The organism is Afipia sp. GW821-FHT04G03, assembly GCF_059419985.1.
Map to the genome: position 1 here is coordinate 536,121 of NZ_JBWKSV010000004.1, position 15,616 is coordinate 551,736.

Annotated in this window: 14 protein-coding genes; 5 read left to right on the top strand and 9 right to left on the bottom strand. The window is 62.3% G+C overall.

From position 1 onward, the window contains the following. Positions 1-4 precede the first annotated feature (4 nt). The 3 genes from AC07UB_RS20700 to AC07UB_RS20710 form a co-directional block, all read right to left on the bottom strand. On the bottom strand, positions 5-1,132 hold the full coding sequence (locus AC07UB_RS20700; protein WP_494653788.1) for a Re/Si-specific NAD(P)(+) transhydrogenase subunit alpha: 1,128 nt from the start codon (positions 1,130-1,132) through the stop codon (positions 5-7). Between the two features lie 71 nt (positions 1,133-1,203). Beyond that, entirely contained in the window at positions 1,204-1,356 is a 153-nt protein-coding gene (locus AC07UB_RS20705; protein WP_492791915.1) for an aa3-type cytochrome c oxidase subunit IV, read from the bottom strand. Between the two features lie 195 nt (positions 1,357-1,551). Next, a complete protein-coding gene (locus AC07UB_RS20710; RefSeq protein WP_494653786.1) occupies positions 1,552-3,420 on the bottom strand; it encodes a M3 family oligoendopeptidase in 1,869 nt (622 codons plus the stop codon). 162 nt (positions 3,421-3,582) lie between these two features. On the opposite strand from AC07UB_RS20710, the gene AC07UB_RS20715 reads away from it, so the two are divergent. The 3 genes from AC07UB_RS20715 to AC07UB_RS20725 all read left to right on the top strand — a co-directional run bounded on the left by AC07UB_RS20715 (position 3,583) and on the right by AC07UB_RS20725 (position 9,680). Continuing rightward, a complete protein-coding gene (locus AC07UB_RS20715; protein ID WP_494653784.1) occupies positions 3,583-5,106 on the top strand; it encodes a sigma-54-dependent transcriptional regulator in 1,524 nt (507 codons plus the stop codon). Between the two features lie 357 nt (positions 5,107-5,463). Further along, a complete protein-coding gene (locus tag AC07UB_RS20720) occupies positions 5,464-7,560 on the top strand; it encodes a L,D-transpeptidase family protein (protein ID WP_494653782.1) in 2,097 nt (698 codons plus the stop codon). 476 nt (positions 7,561-8,036) lie between these two features. Then, on the top strand, positions 8,037-9,680 hold the full coding sequence (locus AC07UB_RS20725) for a peptidoglycan L,D-endopeptidase MepK (protein WP_494653780.1): 1,644 nt from the start codon (positions 8,037-8,039) through the stop codon (positions 9,678-9,680). Positions 9,681-9,717: 37 nt separating this feature from the next. Here the strand turns inward: AC07UB_RS20725 and AC07UB_RS20730 are convergent, their stop codons facing one another. Beyond that, complete coding sequence (locus AC07UB_RS20730) at positions 9,718-9,993, bottom strand: DUF2312 domain-containing protein (protein WP_492791910.1); 276 nt, start codon at positions 9,991-9,993, stop codon at positions 9,718-9,720. Positions 9,994-10,165: 172 nt separating this feature from the next. Further along, a complete protein-coding gene (locus AC07UB_RS20735) occupies positions 10,166-10,468 on the bottom strand; it encodes a DUF1244 domain-containing protein (protein ID WP_492791909.1) in 303 nt (100 codons plus the stop codon). 278 nt (positions 10,469-10,746) lie between these two features. Between AC07UB_RS20735 and AC07UB_RS20740 the strand changes: the two genes are divergently transcribed. Both AC07UB_RS20740 and pyk read left to right on the top strand, forming a co-directional pair. Continuing rightward, complete coding sequence (locus AC07UB_RS20740; protein ID WP_492791908.1) at positions 10,747-11,298, top strand: DUF1036 domain-containing protein; 552 nt, start codon at positions 10,747-10,749, stop codon at positions 11,296-11,298. Then, positions 11,295-12,731: a pyruvate kinase gene (gene pyk / locus AC07UB_RS20745; RefSeq protein WP_492791907.1), complete on the top strand. Its 1,437-nt coding sequence runs from the start codon at positions 11,295-11,297 to the stop codon at positions 12,729-12,731. The genes AC07UB_RS20740 and pyk overlap by 4 nt, the downstream gene beginning before the upstream one ends. Positions 12,732-12,773: 42 nt before the next feature. Here the strand turns inward: pyk and AC07UB_RS20750 are convergent, their stop codons facing one another. From AC07UB_RS20750 to ykgO, 4 genes are all read right to left on the bottom strand, one after another. Beyond that, positions 12,774-13,190 carry a phasin family protein gene (locus tag AC07UB_RS20750; RefSeq protein WP_492791906.1) on the bottom strand — a complete coding sequence of 139 codons (417 nt, stop codon included), beginning with the start codon at positions 13,188-13,190 and terminating at the stop codon, positions 12,774-12,776. Between the two features lie 193 nt (positions 13,191-13,383). Next, the gene (locus tag AC07UB_RS20755) at positions 13,384-14,355 is read right to left on the bottom strand and encodes an alpha/beta fold hydrolase (protein WP_492791905.1); all 972 of its coding nucleotides are present in this window, start codon (positions 14,353-14,355) and stop codon (positions 13,384-13,386) included. A gap of 105 nt (positions 14,356-14,460) precedes the next feature. Then, positions 14,461-15,072, bottom strand: coding sequence for a tetratricopeptide repeat protein (locus tag AC07UB_RS20760; RefSeq protein WP_492791904.1), 612 nt, complete (start codon positions 15,070-15,072; stop codon positions 14,461-14,463). 174 nt (positions 15,073-15,246) lie between these two features. Next, the gene (ykgO, locus tag AC07UB_RS20765) at positions 15,247-15,372 is read right to left on the bottom strand and encodes a type B 50S ribosomal protein L36 (RefSeq protein WP_002718645.1); all 126 of its coding nucleotides are present in this window, start codon (positions 15,370-15,372) and stop codon (positions 15,247-15,249) included. Between the last annotated feature and the right edge of the window lie 244 nt (positions 15,373-15,616).

Sequence of the window (15,616 nt, forward strand, 5' to 3'; positions counted from 1 at the left end):
CTCCTTATGGTTTCGGCTGAAAATTCGGATGAATGACTGCGCCGTCCCTGGTCAGCGCGGTCGCCTTCACAAGATCGTCGTCCCACTTCACGGCGAGCGACTTGGTGGCCTTGTCGAACAGCGTCTCGATGAATGAAAAGAGATTGCGTGCATAGAGGCTCGACGCCGACGCCGGCACCTTGCCCGCGAGATTGGTGTAGCCGACGATCTTCACGCCATCGATGTCCGCCACTTCGTCGGCCTTCGCGCCCTCGACGTTGCCGCCGCGCTCGACAGCGAGATCGACCAGCACGGAGCCCGGCTTCATCGACTTCACCATTTCGGCGGTGACCAGCTTCGGCGCGGGACGACCGGGGATCAGCGCCGTGGTGATGACGATGTCCTGCTTCTTGATGTGCTCGGCGGTAAGTGCGGCCTGCTTGGCCTGATACTCTTTCGACATTTCCTTGGCGTAGCCGCCCGCGGTCTGCGCGTTCTTGAATTCCTCGTCTTCGACGGCAAGAAACTTCGCGCCAAGGCTCTCAACCTGTTCCTTAGTGGCCGGGCGCACGTCGGTCGCGGTCACGACAGCACCGAGGCGGCGCGCGGTCGCGATTGCTTGCAAGCCGGCGACGCCGACACCCATCACGAACACCTTGGCGGCGGGCACGGTGCCGGCGGCCGTCATCATCATCGGGAAGGCGCGGCCGAAAGCTTCGGCGGATTCGATCACCGCGCGGTAGCCCGCGAGATTGGCCTGCGAGGACAGCACGTCCATCACCTGCGCGCGGGTAATGCGCGGCATCAGCTCCATCGCGAAAGCCGACACGCCAGCATCGGCCATCGCCTTCAGCGCGGCGTCGTTGCCGTAGGGGTCCATGATCGCGATGACCAGCGCGCCCTTCTTGTACCTTGAAAGCTCGGAGGCCTCCGGACGCTTCACCTTGATGACGATATCGGCGTCCTTCACCGCGTCGGCGCTGACGACAGCGCCTGCGGCTTCATAATCCGCATCCAGCAATCCGGACTTGATGCCCGCGCCCGGCTCGATGGCAATATCGACGCCCAGCGCTTTGAATTTTTTGACCGTGTCGGGCGTCGCCGCAACACGCGGCTCGGCCGCATCGATTTCCTTGGCAATCGCAATTTTCATGACGCCTCCCGCAGCCGTCGGCCGCGCATGACCTAATCACCGGCAGGGCTGCCGGTGAGCACCAAATTCAATCAGGTGAGAAAAATCGCCATCAAGGCGACAACGGCGATCACGGAAATCGTGCCCCACTTCGTCATCGCGAGAAAAGCTTCATAGGTCTGCTCATGAGCCGGATAGTCCATGCCATCCGCCTGCGTGTAAGCGACTTCGCTATGGTCAGCCATCGATCCCCCTCCAAAATACCATTCACAACGTAGCGCGAATTAGCCCAATTGCGGTGCAAGGGCAACGTCCGCCGCTTTTCCCGGCGCTAATTAAACCGGTCTCATGCATGCCATGCAACGCCTGTGGACGGGATTTTCACGATGCGGAATGGGAAAGGGTCCAAACGAGGCTTTTGATCCTACCCGTCGCCGCCCCTACCCCATCGCCTCCAGTTCGGCGATCAGGCTTTCGATCACCGACAGGCCGCCATCCCAGAACTTCGGGTCCTTGGCATCCAGCCCGAACGGCATCAGCAATTCGGAATAATGCCTGGTTCCGCCAGCCGACAGCATGGCGAGATAGCGCTCTGCGAAGCCCTCGGACGCATTCTCGTAAACCGCGTAAAGCGAGTTCACCAGACAGTCGCCGAATGCGTAGGCATAAACGTAGAACGGCGAATGGATGAAGTGCGGAATATACATCCAGTAGGTCTCGTAGCCCGGCTTGATCTCGATCGCCGGTCCGAGGCTTTCGCCCTGCACGCTGAGCCAGATTTCTCCGATACGCTGCGCGGTGAGTTCGCCGTTGCGCCGCTCGGTGTGGATCGCGCGTTCGAACGAGTAGAACGCGATCTGCCGCACCACGGTGTTGATCATGTCCTCGACCTTGCCCGCAAGCAGCGCCTGACGCTGTTTGGCGTTCTTGGTCTGGGCCAGCAGCCGCTTGAAGGTCAGCATTTCCCCGAACACGCTTGCGGTTTCCGCCAGCGTCAGCGGCGTCGGCGCCATCAGCGCCCCGTTCTTCGCGGCGAGCACCTGATGCACGCCATGGCCAAGTTCATGCGCCAGCGTCATCACGTCGCGCGGCTTGCCCTGGTAGTTCATCAGCACGTAGGGATGCGCCGACGGCGTGGTGGGATGCGAGAACGCGCCCGGCGCCTTGCCGGCGCGCACCGGAGCGTCGATCCAGCGGTCGGTGAAGAAACGCTCGGCGATGTCCGCCATCCGCGGCGAGAAGTCGCCATAAGCTTTCAGAATGGTGCTCTTCGCGTCGCTCCAGCTGATCTGGCCGGTTGCCGCGAACGGCAGCGGCGCGTTGCGGTCCCAGAACGCCAACGACTTCTTGCCGAACCAGCGCGCCTTCATCTTGTAATAGCGGTGAGAGAGCCGTGGATAGGCTGCGCGCACCGATGCGACCAGCGCATCGACCACTTCGCGCTCCACCCGGTTCGCGAGGTGACGCGAATCCGCGATGTCCTGAAATCCGCGCCAACGGTCGGAGATTTCCTTGTCCTTGGCGAGCGTGTTGGTGATGAGCGCGAAGGTGCGCTCGTTCGCCTTGAAGGTCTTCGCCAGCGCCTGCGCCGCCGCCTTGCGCTTGGCGGGCGCGCGATCCTGCAGCAGCGTGAGCGTCGGCTCGATGGCAAGCTCCTTGCCGCCGACCTTGAAACGCAAGCCTGAGATTGTCTGGTCGAATTGCCTGTTCCAAGCCGCGTAGCCGCTGACGGACTTCTCGTGGAACAGCTGTTCGACGCGATCCTCAAGCTGGTACGGCTTGTCCTTGCGCAGATCCTCGATCCACGGCCGGTAGTAATTCAACGCGGGCACAGCCAGCGCCCGCTCGATCACGGTGTCATCGACGCGGTTGAGTTCGAGCGCGAAGAACAGAAGATGCGTCGAGGCCGCGGTAATGCGCTCAGACACGTCGCCGTAGAATTTCGAGATCGCGGGATCAACGGTGTTGCCTGCATGCGCAAGCTGCGCAAACGAAGCCAGTCGCGTGGCGAGATCGTCGATCGCCTCATAACTCTTGACCGCCTCGGCCAGCCACGCGCCGCCCTCGGGCCTTGCGGCTTCTTCCGCGATCTTGCCCTTGTAGGCGTTCTCGAATGCCGCGCAGTCCGCGTCCAGCTTATCGAGATCGCGGGTGACTTCGGGCGCATCGATCGCCGGATAAAGGTCGGCGAGATTCCATTCCGGCAATTTGCCCACAGCGCCTGACGCCGGCTTGCGAGACGATTTCGCCTTCGCAACGGGCTTCGATTTTGCGGGCTTGCGGAGAGCGGAGGAGGAACGCGAGGCCATGCTTTTCAATCCGTGATGATTTCTGGACCGGCTTTATCGACGCGACATTATCCACAGGGCACCCGCAGAATCTCAACCCTTAAGAGGTCGTTAATCTGCGTCGGCGAGAGTGCCCCGATTCGAGACATGTTGTTGAGATAGTCCAGAGTTGCGGGGAATGCCATGGTTGCGACCATTCTGATTGCGGACGACGACGCCGTTCAGCGCCGTCTGGTCGAGAACATGGTGCAACGCTGCGGCTACGAAACTGTGACGGTCGAGAGCGGCGACGCCGCCCTCGCACATCTGATCGATCCCGACACCAAACCGATCGACGCCATGGTGCTCGATCTCGTCATGCCCGGGCTCGATGGCATGGGCGTGCTGGAAAAAATCAAGGATCTCGGTTTCGATCTGCCGGTGGTCGTGCAGACCGCCCATGGCGGCATCGACAACGTGGTCTCCGCGATGCGCGCCGGCGCGCATGACTTCGTGGTGAAACCCGTCGGCGTCGAGCGGTTGCAGGTGTCGCTGCGCAACGCCCTCAACGCCAGCGCGCTGAAAGGCGAACTGCAACGCATTCGTCACCGCCGCGAAGGCAAGCTCACCTTCACCGACATCGTCACGCGCTCTGAGGCGATGAACCACGTGATCGCGATGGGCAAGAAAGCCGCGGCGTCGGCGATTCCTGTCCTGATTGAAGGCGAATCCGGCGTCGGCAAGGAGCTGATCGCGCGCGCCATCCACGGCTCCAGCGAGCGCAGCGCCAAGCCCTTCATCACCGTCAACTGCGGCGCCATTCCGGATAATCTTGTCGAGTCCCTGCTGTTCGGCCACGAGAAGGGCGCGTTCACCGGCGCGACCGAACGACATGCGGGCAAGTTCGTCGAAGCCAATGGCGGCACGCTGTTTCTCGACGAGATCAGCGAATTGCCGCTGGCCGCGCAGGTGAAACTGCTGCGCGCCCTGCAGCAGGGCGAGGTCGAAGCCGTCGGCGGCCGCAAGCCGGTCAAGGTCGATGTGCGGATCGTATCCGCGACCAACCGCAACCTGTTGAATCAAGTGAAGGCGGGCGCATTCCGCGAGGATCTGTTTTACCGGCTGCACGTTCTGCCGCTGACGATCCCGCCGCTGCGCGCGCGCCGCGAGGACATTCCGCATCTGGTGCGGCATTTCATGGCGCGGTTCTGCGCCGAGGAAAATCGCCCCGCGACCGGCGTCAGCGGCGAAGCCATCGCGATGCTCGGGCAACTGAACTGGCCGGGCAATGTGCGCCAGCTTGAGAACGCGGTGTACCGGGCGGTGGTGATGAGCGAGGGCGGCCAGCTCGGACTGCAGGACTTCCCGCAAACTGCGGGGATTGCGCCGGGCTCGTCCGGATTCGAGGCGGAGCCTGTAACGCTGGAAAGCCCGCCCTCCTCGACGCATCTTATCCCGGGTACCGAGATACCCATTGCGCCGAACGCCGCTCCCGCCCCAACGACCGGATTCATGCCGACCTATGGCGCTCTCGCCATGCTTGGCGAGGATGGCGAGGTCCGGCCGCTGGAGGAAATGGAAGCCGAGACCATCCGCTTCGCCATTTCCCATTATCGCGGGCAGATGTCCGAGGTGGCGCGGCGGCTGAAGATCGGCCGCTCGACGCTCTACCGGAAACTGGACGAGGCAGCCGCCTCAGATGCGGAACCCGCCGGCCCCGCACGCTGAGCGAATCATGCGTGGGCATGGAACGAATACCCAGCTTTTTCGCTTCTCTCATTGAACCGTTGCGGTCCGGTGACAGACACAGGAAAAGCGCGCGGCAATGCGCGCAACCCGTTGCAACACGTGTGTATTTAAAGTCATTTCGCTGGAGATGACTTCGAGTTGATCCGGCGGCGGCTGGCCGCTTGGGGCTGGCGCGTGTACCGTCTCGCGATGTTTTGATGATGCGAGATTGCGTATCAATATCCGATCAAGCCGGCGCTTTTCCACAAGTGCAAATGGTTCTGACGGAAACCATCATGAACTGTTCCATGCCGGGGCAGTTTCACCCGACAAGGGTGCCAGAATTGGGGTGCGAGAATGCATGACGTTTCGAACGGCCACCGCAAGGGCCCAGTTGGCTTCGATCGGGTCCTCATGGCCGTGGCAGCCACTTTCCTCTCCGTTGCCGCGACAGCCGCCTTTGCCCAGGCCAGCCCTGCAAAAAGCCCCGCGGATCTCGCCATCGACGCAGCCGTGCCGCTTCCCGAACCCGCCAACGTTCCGCCGCCAACGGTGAACGACTTCAAACTTGACACCACGGCCACCGCACCAGCCACCGCGACGCCTCCGAAGAAGGAAGAAGCTGCGGCCCCAGCTGCCCCTGCCGCCGCACCGACCACCACGGCAACTGTTCCTCCGGCTGCAACGGCGCCGACGGCAACTCCACCGGCAGCAACGGCAGCGGCACCGGCGGTCGACCCCGCAAAGGCCGCTCCGGCTGTCGCTGCCGCCGATCAACCGGTGGCCGACAAGCTACGCGATCTGATCGCCGCCAAGGGCGCCCGGTACTTCGATCGCAAGAACGAACGCGCCGCCGTCGAGAATTTCTACAAGGATCGCAACTACGCGCCGCTCTGGAGCGAGGCTGGTGCGGTGACCCCACGCGCCAAGGGCGTGATCGCGCGTCTCAAGGATGCCGGCGCGGAGGGCTTGAACCCGGGCGACTATCCGCTCCCCGATTTCGCCAACGCGACCTCTCCCGACACACTTGCCGAGGCCGAACTGCGGCTGACCGAAAGCATGTTCGACTATGCGCGTCACGCCCAGAGCGGCCGGATGCACTGGTCGCGCGTCAGCGCGGACATTTCCTATCCCGAGCATCCCGTCGATCCGGTCGAAGTCCTCATCAATGTCTCGACGGCGAAGGACGCTTCCGCTGCGCTTGAGAGCTACAATCCGGCGCACAAGGGCTACAAGGGCCTGAAAGCCAAGCTTGCATCGCTGCGCGGTGTGACTGAGGACACCTCCAAGCATATCGCCGAAGGCGACGTGCTGAAGTTCATCAAGCCGACCAAAAAGAACCCGAGCCCGACCGTCGCGGAAGATCCCCGCGTGCCGGCGCTGCGCGCGAAACTCAACATCACCGAGAACGCCGCCGACACGCATTACGACGCGACGGTGGCGAACGCGGTGCGTAAGTTCCAGGCGAGCAACGACCTGAAGGCAACCGGCATTCTCGACAATGCCACGGTGCGCGCGCTCAACGGTCCTCGCAGCGACCGCCAGATCGACATCGTCCGCGCCAACATGGAGCGCTGGCGCTGGCTGCCACGCGAACTCGGCGCTGCTTCGCTCGGCAACGCCTACGTGATCCTCAACATCCCGGATTACTCGCTCAAGCTGATGCAGGGCGACAAACAGGTCTGGACCACACGCGTCGTGGTCGGCAAGCCCGGCAAGCATGCGACGCCGGAACTGACGGAAACGATGAAGTTCATCACCGTCAATCCGACGTGGAACGTGCCGCCGTCGATCATCTACAACGAATATCTGCCAGCGCTGGCGCAGGATCCGACCGTACTCGACCGCATGGGCCTGAAGCTCGCGCGCGCCGCCGACGGCAGCGTGCGCATTTCGCAGCCGCCGGGTGAAGCCAACGCGCTCGGCCGCATTCGCTTCAACTTCCCGAACAAGTTCCTCGTCTATCAGCACGACACGCCGGACAAGCATCTGTTCGCCAAGGAAGAGCGCGCCTTCAGCCACGGCTGCATGCGCGTGCAGAACCCCGACCAGTATGCGGCGAACCTGCTCAGCATCGCGTTGCCGAAGGAAAACTACACGCCGGAAAAAATCAAAGGCATGTACGGCCGCAGCGAGATCAACATCAATTTCCCGACGCCGATTCCGGTGAACATCACCTACCAGACGGCGTTCGTGGACGACGCGGGCAAGCTCGAATTCCGCAAGGACATCTACGGCCGCGATGCGAGAGTGATTTCGATGCTCAAGGGCAGCGAAGGCAAGGAAATGGAAATGGCCGTTTCCCACGCCCAGCCGAACTACGTCCGTCCGACCAATGTGCGGGTTCCCGGTGACAGCTACGCCAGCAACGGGCCCAGCTTCTTCGAACGGCTGTTTGGACCGCCGACCCCACCGCCCGCTCCGGTTCGGGGTCAGCGCCGGGTGGTTCGCTGAGCCAGCGATTTCGGCCCGTTCGATCGAAAAACGGCCGACTTTCCTCGATTTCCACAGCTTTAAGGGCTCCGCTGCTGCGGGGCCCTTTTTGTTAACCATTGCGCCGAAACCATTCCGGCCCGGATCGGCCTACCGGCCCTTTTTTGCCATACTCCGGGGGGCATACTTTAGCTTCACGAGCCCGTGACAGACTTGAGGCAGGTTACGGCTCTTGGATAGGCTAAAGGCTTGGGTGAACTTAAGACTTGGGCAGACTGAAGACTTGGGCAGACTGAGACTGGGCCGACTGAGACTGGGCAAACTAAGACTTGGGTCAACTGCTGAAACGAGACCTCTGAGACAGGAGTCGGGGACGGGTAAATATCGATTAACTGTCCTCGCTTAAGACTGCGTTCATTCTCTCCCGTTGCGTGGGGTAGCGGGAGAATACCAAAATCAACTGACGCAAGACCAACTGGCGTCGAACGGGATTCTGAGTGGCGGGCGGTTTTCCACGCAGCTATGGGGTTGAATGGCTTTCGCGCACCGGCGTGCGCGTCGGCCTCGCGTCATTGCTTTTGATCGCGACCAATGCCCGCTCCGTCCATAACGCGACCGCCGACGGCGACACCCGCACCCTCTCCTTCCACCACACCCATTCCGACGAAGACCTCACCGTCACCTTCAAGCGCAACGGCCGTTACGACGAAGCCGCGCTGAAAAAACTCAATCACTTCCTTCGCGACTGGCGCAGCCAGGACTCCACGACGATGGACCGCCGCCTGTTCGATATCGTGTGGGAAGTCTATCGCGACGTCGACGGCAAACAGCCGATCCAGATCATCTCCGCCTACCGCTCGCCCGCAACCAACGCCATGCTTCGCCGCCGCTCTTCCGGGGTCGCGCGCCACAGCCAGCATATGCAGGGCCACGCGATGGATTTCTTCATCCCCGGCGTGCCGCTCGAACAGATTCGCTTCGCCGGACTTCGCCTGCAGCGCGGCGGCGTCGGCTTCTACCCCACCTCCGGATCGCCGTTCGTACATCTCGACGTCGGCAGTATCCGCCACTGGCCGCGCATGACCCACGATCAGCTCGCGCGCGTCTTCCCCGACGGCCGCACAGTGCATGTGCCGACCGATGGCAAGCCGCTGAAGAACTATGAGCTTGCGCTCGCCGATATTCAGAAGCGCGGCAACGGCGAGGACGTCTCGGCACCATCGAAGTCACGCAGCTTCCTCGCCTCGCTGTTCGGCCGCAACAAGTCAGCGGATGACGAGGAAGAGACCGGCAACGACGCCGTTGCCGGCGGCAAGGTCAAGCAGGTGGCGATGGCCGCAGCCGACAAGGCCAGGGACGCCGCGCAGGCGACGGTCGCAGCCGCAGAGAAAGTTCTCGACCGCGTGCCGCTGCCGCGCGCCAAGCCTGCGGGGGCTGCGGCCTATCAGGTCGCTTCGGCCGATACCAAGATCGTTCAGCCGCCCAGGCAGCAACCCGCGCTCAAACCTGTTCCAGCCGACGAATATACCCCGCAGTCTCCCGTCGATATCATCAACGCCCGCGGCTTCTGGGATAACGAGCCGGCGCCGAAGCCCGCCACCCAGGCGCAGATGGCAGCCCTCAAGGCACGTGGCGCCATTGTTGCAGCTGATCCGCAATCCACCGCCAGCCTGCCGCAGAATGTCTCGCAGGCGCTGGCCTACGCGCCGTCGGTCGCGCAGCCCGAGCGCGCTCCAATCGTGGCCGCCAGCGCACCGGTTCCCCGTAGCCCGCGCATCGCCTCGCTCGCGCCGAACCCCATGTCCGGCAAGGATATCTACGGAAGCGATACACAGGTCGCCAAAAACCAGCAGGGCACCAGCGCGACCCTGGTCAGGACGAAACTCTCCACCCAGACCAACGACATCTGGCTGCGCGCAATGATCCTCGCGCCAAGCGCCAGCACGTCGCTGTCGGCCTCGATCCTCGGCGATCAGGACATGACCGTGATGCGCGTCCACTTCGCCAAGCCTAACGCGACGCTGGCGATGACGTTCTCAGAGGATCCGCATCTCGGCATGATTTGCGAGAAATTCACCGGCTCGGCGATCGCGACGCTGTCGACGACGTCGTTTGCGATGCGCACCGCCGCGCTGCGCTAAATCAAACCTCACCGTTAAAGGCGCGGCCGGTCGCGCCTCACAGCATCCCCAGCGCCTGCATGTAGGTTTCCAGGATGGTTTCCTGTTCCTGACGCTCGTCCGCGTCCTGCTTGCGCATGCGGATGATGGTGCGCAGCGCCTTGACGTCGAACCCGTTGCCCTTGGCTTCGCCGTAGACGTCCTTGATGTCGTCGCTGATGGTTTTCTTTTCTTCCTCAAGCCGCTCGATGCGCTCGATGATGGCCTTCAGCTGACCCTTCGCGAAGCTGTGCGCGGTATCGTCGTTTTCTTTCACGGCAGCCGAGGTGGCCATCGGGTACTCCTGAACTCTTATGAAGATGAAGCTGGCAGGCGTGCGGGGCACGTCATTGAAGCATCACACTCAAGAGTGATGCCTGCCGCGTCAAGGCGGAGTCACGGTCATCCACAGTGACCCACAGGAGAAAGAAAAGTCGGCGCCGGCGCGCCGATTTCACTTGCCAGTTTCAGTGACCGGCGTGGTTCTTCTTCATGGCGGCCTGCTGATCGGGCGTCGCCTCGGTCTGATGTGTCGCCTTCCAGGTTTCGTACGGCATGCCGTAGACCGCCTCGCGGCTCTCGTCCTTGGTCAGCGCCACGCCCTTTTCGTCGGCGGCATCCTTCAGCCAGTTCGACAGGCAATTGCGGCAAAAGCCCGCGAGATTCATCAGGTCGATATTCTGCACATCGGTCCGTGCGCGCAGATGCTCGACGAGACGGCGGAAAACCGCCGCTTCCAATTCGGTCTGGGTCTTGTCGTCGATCGCCATGGTCAATTTCCGTTGTTTCAGGAGCCCTACCGGCGGCTCCAATATCAGTCATCTAACATGGGGCCACGTGATGCCATTTTCCATATCGTGGAAAAAACCGGTTTCGCCCGTCACATATTCCCGCAACCCGGCTATTAACCAGCCGTGCGTGGTTTGGCGAAACCATCAAGCGCCTCTATACTGGCGGCAGGTCTGATCGGATGAACATAAGGTCTTCACTTTTGCCGATCATATTCAATGCGTTACGTGACACCCACCCGTTGATGCAACCTGATTAAATGACAGCCCGAAACTTCCGCCACGCCATGTCCCGCCGCACCGTCACCGCCGCCCTCTCAGGGCTTGTGGCGCTGATTACGCTGTGCGCATGGAGCGAACCGGCCGCCGCGGATTTTCGCCTGTGCAACAACACGTCGAGCCGGGTCGGCATCGCGCTGGGCTACAAGGACAATGAAGGCTGGGTCACCGAGGGCTGGTGGAACGTATCGTCCCGCGCCTGCGAAACCCTGCTGCGCGGAACGCTTGTCGCACGATTCTATTATATCTACGCCATCGACTATGACCGCGGCGGTGAATGGTCGGGGCAGGCTTTCATGTGTTCACGCGACAAGGAATTCACCATCAAGGGCACCGAAGACTGCCTCGCACGCGGGTTTGACCGCACCGGCTATTTCGAGGTGGACACCGGCGAACAGCGCGCCTGGACCGTCCAATTGACCGAATCCAATGAACAGAATCCACGCACGCCCGGGCTGCCCGGCATGCCGAATGCTCCGGGGGCCGCACAACCCGGCGCACTTCCCGGCGCCGCTCCGGGAAATCCAAAATGAGACGTCTGCGACGCATCAAGATTCTCGCCACGTTGGGACCGGCATCGTCGGACAGCGCCTCGATTCGCAAGCTGTTCGAGGCAGGCGCCGACGTGTTCCGCATCAACATGAGCCATACGCCGCATGACAAGATGCGCGAACTGGTATCGACGATCCGCAATGTCGAAAGCAGCTATGGCCGCCCGATCGGCATTCTGGTCGACCTCCAAGGACCGAAGCTGCGGCTTGGAAATTTCGAGAACGGCTTTGTCGAACTCAACAACGGCGCGATGTTCACGCTGGATTCCGACACCACACCCGGCGACAAGACCCGCGTCCATCTTCCCCATCCGGAAATTCTGAAAGCGCTCCGGCCGGGCCATGCGTTGCTGATCGACGACGGCAAACTGCGCCTGATTGCCGAAGAAACTTCGCCCGACCACGCCCTCGTGCGCGTGGTGACCGGCGGGAAAATGTCCGACCGCAAGGGCGTCAGCCTGCCCGATACCGATCTGCCGGTATCGGCGATGACGCCAAAAGATCGCCTCGATCTCGAAGCGGCGCTTGAGACGGGCATCGACTGGGTCGCGCTGTCGTTCGTGCAGCGCGCCGAGGACGTGATTGAGGCCAAGAAGCTGGTGCGCGGACGCGCATCGATCATGTCGAAGATCGAGAAGCCGCAGGCCATCGACCGCCTCGCTGAAATCATGGAAGCATCCGACGCGCTGATGGTCGCGCGCGGCGACCTCGGCGTCGAACTGCCTGCCGAGCGCGTGCCGGGACTTCAGAAGCAGATGACGCGCATGGCGCGGCGCGCCGGCAAGCCGGTCGTGATCGCGACCCAGATGCTGGAATCGATGATTTCGTCACCGGTGCCGACACGCGCCGAGGTTTCGGACGTCGCCAACGCCGTGTTCGAAGGCGCCGACGCGATCATGCTGTCGGCTGAATCCGCCGCGGGCAAGTTTCCGGTCGAGGCGGTGCTGACCATGAACCGCATCGGCGAGGAATGCGAACGCGATCCGACCTATCGCGGCGTCATCGCCGCGCAGCGGCCAGACCCCGAATCCACTGCAGGCGACGCCATCGCCGACGCCGCGCGCCAGATCGCGGAAACGCTGGACCTGTCGGCCATCATCTGCTGGACCAGTTCGGGATCGACCGCGCTGCGCGTCGCGCGCGAACGTCCGAAACCGCCGGTGGTCGCCATCACGCCGAACGTCAACACCGGACGCAAGCTGGCGCTGGTCTGGGGCGTACATTGCGTGATCGCGGAAGACGCCCACGATCAGGACGACATGATCGACCGCGCCGCGCGCATCGCGTTCCGCGACGGTTTCGCGAAGGCTGGCCAGCGCGTGATTATCGTCGCCGGCGTCCCGCTCGGAACGCCGGGAACAACCAACATGGTCCGCATTGCCTATGTCGGCCCCGACCGCGACGCCGACATCTGACACGCGGCAAGCGGCTCAACGACACCGCCCAACAAGTGAGCCTTACGCGGCCTTGTCGGTCGCCGTCATCGTCTCGCGAAGTTCCTGCGCCGCGTGCGTCGCATTGTCCACCGCGCCCTGCGTGATCCGCAGCATCCGCTGCGCCTCTTCGCCGTATTGCGTGAACGCGGTCTGCCAGAACTGGGCATAGGCCTGCTGCAAATCCTGCAACGAACGGCAATCGTGAATCGTCCGGAACAGCTGGACGTCTTCGCGCAGCCGCGCGCCGACGAATTCGGACCATTCCTTGCCGAGGTTCTGCAAGGTGGTGCTGATCTGCGCGTTGAACTTCGCAGTTTCGTTCAGCACCGTCCCGTTCAATTCGCTGACGCGTACGAGATCGGGAAACGGAATCGTTTCCGCAGATTTATTGAATACGCCGTCATCATTCGACGTGGTTGGGTTTGATGTAGTTGTCATTTCCGACCTTCATTCTGCTGGAGCGAGAAAAGGACGCGAGCAACGGCGTCAGTCCATCATCGTTCGATGGCAGCAGTGTGATGCTCAGCACATCGTGAAAGAAATTAAATTTTCGATCCCGATGCATGTGCATGTTGCGCATGCGTGACTGACGCCCGCTGCCGGCCGGCGCTCACACTGATGAGCCGATGAATCAATGTGTATCAGCGACCGATGCCGATGAAGCAGCCTGCACCCGCGCCGCCATCGCTTCGATCTCGGCCACCACCAGGTCAGCTGCGAAGACCTGCGGCATGTGGCCGCCGTTCGGCAGCACCACAAGCTTGGTCTGGGGCACCGCCTCCGCGAACGGCCGCGAGTGAATGTCGGTCGACACGGTCCTGTCGGCGTCACCGGTGACGATGGTCACGGGTATTTTGATCGACGGATAGTTCGGCGACTGTTTCACCATTTCCGCCTTCAGGGTCGTGAGATCCCGGGCGTTGTTGAGGAAGACGCGCGGCCGCAGCACCATCCGAACAGCTGTGGCGTCGACATAGCCCTCCGGCGCTGTCTGGGGCGAGAACACGTATTGTATTCCGCCATCCACCAGGAACATACCGAGCGGCAATGTGATGGTGTAGGCAAGCAGCGGGCCGACCACCGGAATGGCAGCGATCTGGTTGAAGGCGCCGACGCCCCCCGGCCACGGATAGGCCACCGGCGACAGCATCACGATGCCCGCGACACGCTTGGGATATTCCATCGCCATTTCCGGCATCAGCGATCCGGCCCACGAGTGACCGACAAGGATCGCCCGACCGACGCCGAGCTTGCCCAGCGCCTCATCGATCATGCGGGCCTGAATGGCGGGCGTCGAATCCTCGACACGGTCCCGCGTACTCCAGCCGAGACCGGGCCGATCGATCAGGATGACGCGGTGGTCCTTCGCCAGCCTGTCACCGAGCGGCTTGCGCATCGTTTCCAGGCTCGACGTCGCGCCATGAACGAGAACGATTGGCATACCGTTCGCGTGGGTCGGGCCGAGTTCCAAGACATGCAGGCGTGCGCCCTTGACGTCGATGAATTTGCCTTGCGGCGGATCGGCGCGCTCGAGCGCGGTGACGCCGACCTGCGTGATCAGCGCCATGACCGCCAGCGCAATCGCCGCAGCTAAAACCGTCATTGAAAGTATCCGGGGAAATCTGTGCACGCCGTAAACTACGAACGACCGGTGGATAGGTTTCGCTTGGACGAACGGACCGGTTCGGATGAACAATTTTCGGTTAAATCAAATATCGCGGCCTTCGACCTTCTCGGTCAGCGACTTCACAAGGTCAGGAACGCGCTCAAGATAAGGATTGATCGCAAGCGCCCTGCGGAAAGCTTCCAGCGCATGCTTCTCGTCGCCGGTTTCCTGCATGATCATTCCCAGACCCGCCAAAGCGCCGAAGTGGCGCGGCTCGCGAATCAGCACCTGCCTGATGTCTTCCATCGAGCGGCTGTAATCGTTTTGCAGGTAATGGATCGTCGCACGCCGGTTCCATGCCTCCACATAGTCGGGGCGCAGCTTGATGACGGCGTCGAGCAGCTTCAGCGCAACATCGGTTTCCTTGCTGTCCAGCGCGGTCTTTGCCCGCGACATCAGCAGCGCGGCGGTGTCGCTCGGCGTCGCGGTCCATAGCGCCCAGATCCGCGCCTCCACCGCCTTGGCGCTTTCCTGATCCGGTGCCGCCTTCAGCGCACCAAACAGGAAATCGAGATTCTTGGTCTTGTCGCCGGTGACGCGGGGCAACTTGGTCGGGGCTTCCGGCAGCTTCTTCGGCATGCCCGGCGGCGTGATCTGCGGCGCTTGGGCCGCAGCCGGCGTCGTGGCGACCGCGGCAAGCACGGCGGCACCCATCGCGAGTTTCAGAAAAGCCCGCGCCGAATCTGCCGTGTTTGCCGACCGCCATGCCATGGGCAAAGTCTAAACGCGGAAAGCACCGCGTGCAAAGCACTAGCGGCGCCAAACGCACGCAGCGTCAAACGAATGTGATGTGGAGAGAGTTTCGTGCAGCAAGCCGCGCGGCCGAAATCAACCCTGGCGCGCCTTAAAGCGGCGCTGGACCTTGTTGATGACGTAAACCCGGCCCTTGCGGCGAACCAGACGGTTGTTGCGGTGACGGCCGCGCAGGGACTTCAGCGAATTACGGACCTTCATGGGACAATGCTCTCTGGAAGGCCGCGTTGCAGGGCCGAGTGTGGAACCGGTTGGTTGATGGGCAATATCCCGCAGGCCGGGGCCCGCGCGAGACAGGCGGTTTCTATGCCATCGGAGCCATAAATGTCAATCCGGCCCGGCCTATTCAGACATCTTCCGCCGGGTCAAAATGCCCCGAACGGAACCCGTTTTTGGGCTTTCCGGTGCCAAAATGTCTCTCTAATCAACATTCAGGCTCGCCTGC

What these genes read in the sequence shown, in the direction of transcription:
- AC07UB_RS20700 (WP_494653788.1), bottom strand. Translation starts at nt 1,132, where the DNA reads ATGAAAATTGCGATTGCCAAGGAAATCGATGCGGCCGAGCCGCGTGTT.
- AC07UB_RS20705 (WP_492791915.1), bottom strand. Translation starts at nt 1,356, where the DNA reads ATGGCTGACCATAGCGAAGTCGCTTACACGCAGGCGGATGGCATGGAC.
- AC07UB_RS20710 (WP_494653786.1), bottom strand. Translation starts at nt 3,420, where the DNA reads ATGGCCTCGCGTTCCTCCTCCGCTCTCCGCAAGCCCGCAAAATCGAAG.
- AC07UB_RS20715 (WP_494653784.1), top strand. Translation starts at nt 3,583, where the DNA reads ATGGTTGCGACCATTCTGATTGCGGACGACGACGCCGTTCAGCGCCGT.
- AC07UB_RS20720 (WP_494653782.1), top strand. Translation starts at nt 5,464, where the DNA reads ATGCATGACGTTTCGAACGGCCACCGCAAGGGCCCAGTTGGCTTCGAT.
- AC07UB_RS20730 (WP_492791910.1), bottom strand. Translation starts at nt 9,993, where the DNA reads ATGGCCACCTCGGCTGCCGTGAAAGAAAACGACGATACCGCGCACAGC.
- AC07UB_RS20735 (WP_492791909.1), bottom strand. Translation starts at nt 10,468, where the DNA reads ATGGCGATCGACGACAAGACCCAGACCGAATTGGAAGCGGCGGTTTTC.
- AC07UB_RS20740 (WP_492791908.1), top strand. Translation starts at nt 10,747, where the DNA reads ATGACAGCCCGAAACTTCCGCCACGCCATGTCCCGCCGCACCGTCACC.
- pyk (WP_492791907.1), top strand. Translation starts at nt 11,295, where the DNA reads ATGAGACGTCTGCGACGCATCAAGATTCTCGCCACGTTGGGACCGGCA.
- AC07UB_RS20750 (WP_492791906.1), bottom strand. Translation starts at nt 13,190, where the DNA reads ATGACAACTACATCAAACCCAACCACGTCGAATGATGACGGCGTATTC.
- AC07UB_RS20755 (WP_492791905.1), bottom strand. Translation starts at nt 14,355, where the DNA reads ATGACGGTTTTAGCTGCGGCGATTGCGCTGGCGGTCATGGCGCTGATC.
- AC07UB_RS20760 (WP_492791904.1), bottom strand. Translation starts at nt 15,072, where the DNA reads ATGGGTGCCGCCGTGCTTGCCGCGGTCGCCACGACGCCGGCTGCGGCC.
- ykgO (WP_002718645.1), bottom strand. Translation starts at nt 15,372, where the DNA reads ATGAAGGTCCGTAATTCGCTGAAGTCCCTGCGCGGCCGTCACCGCAAC.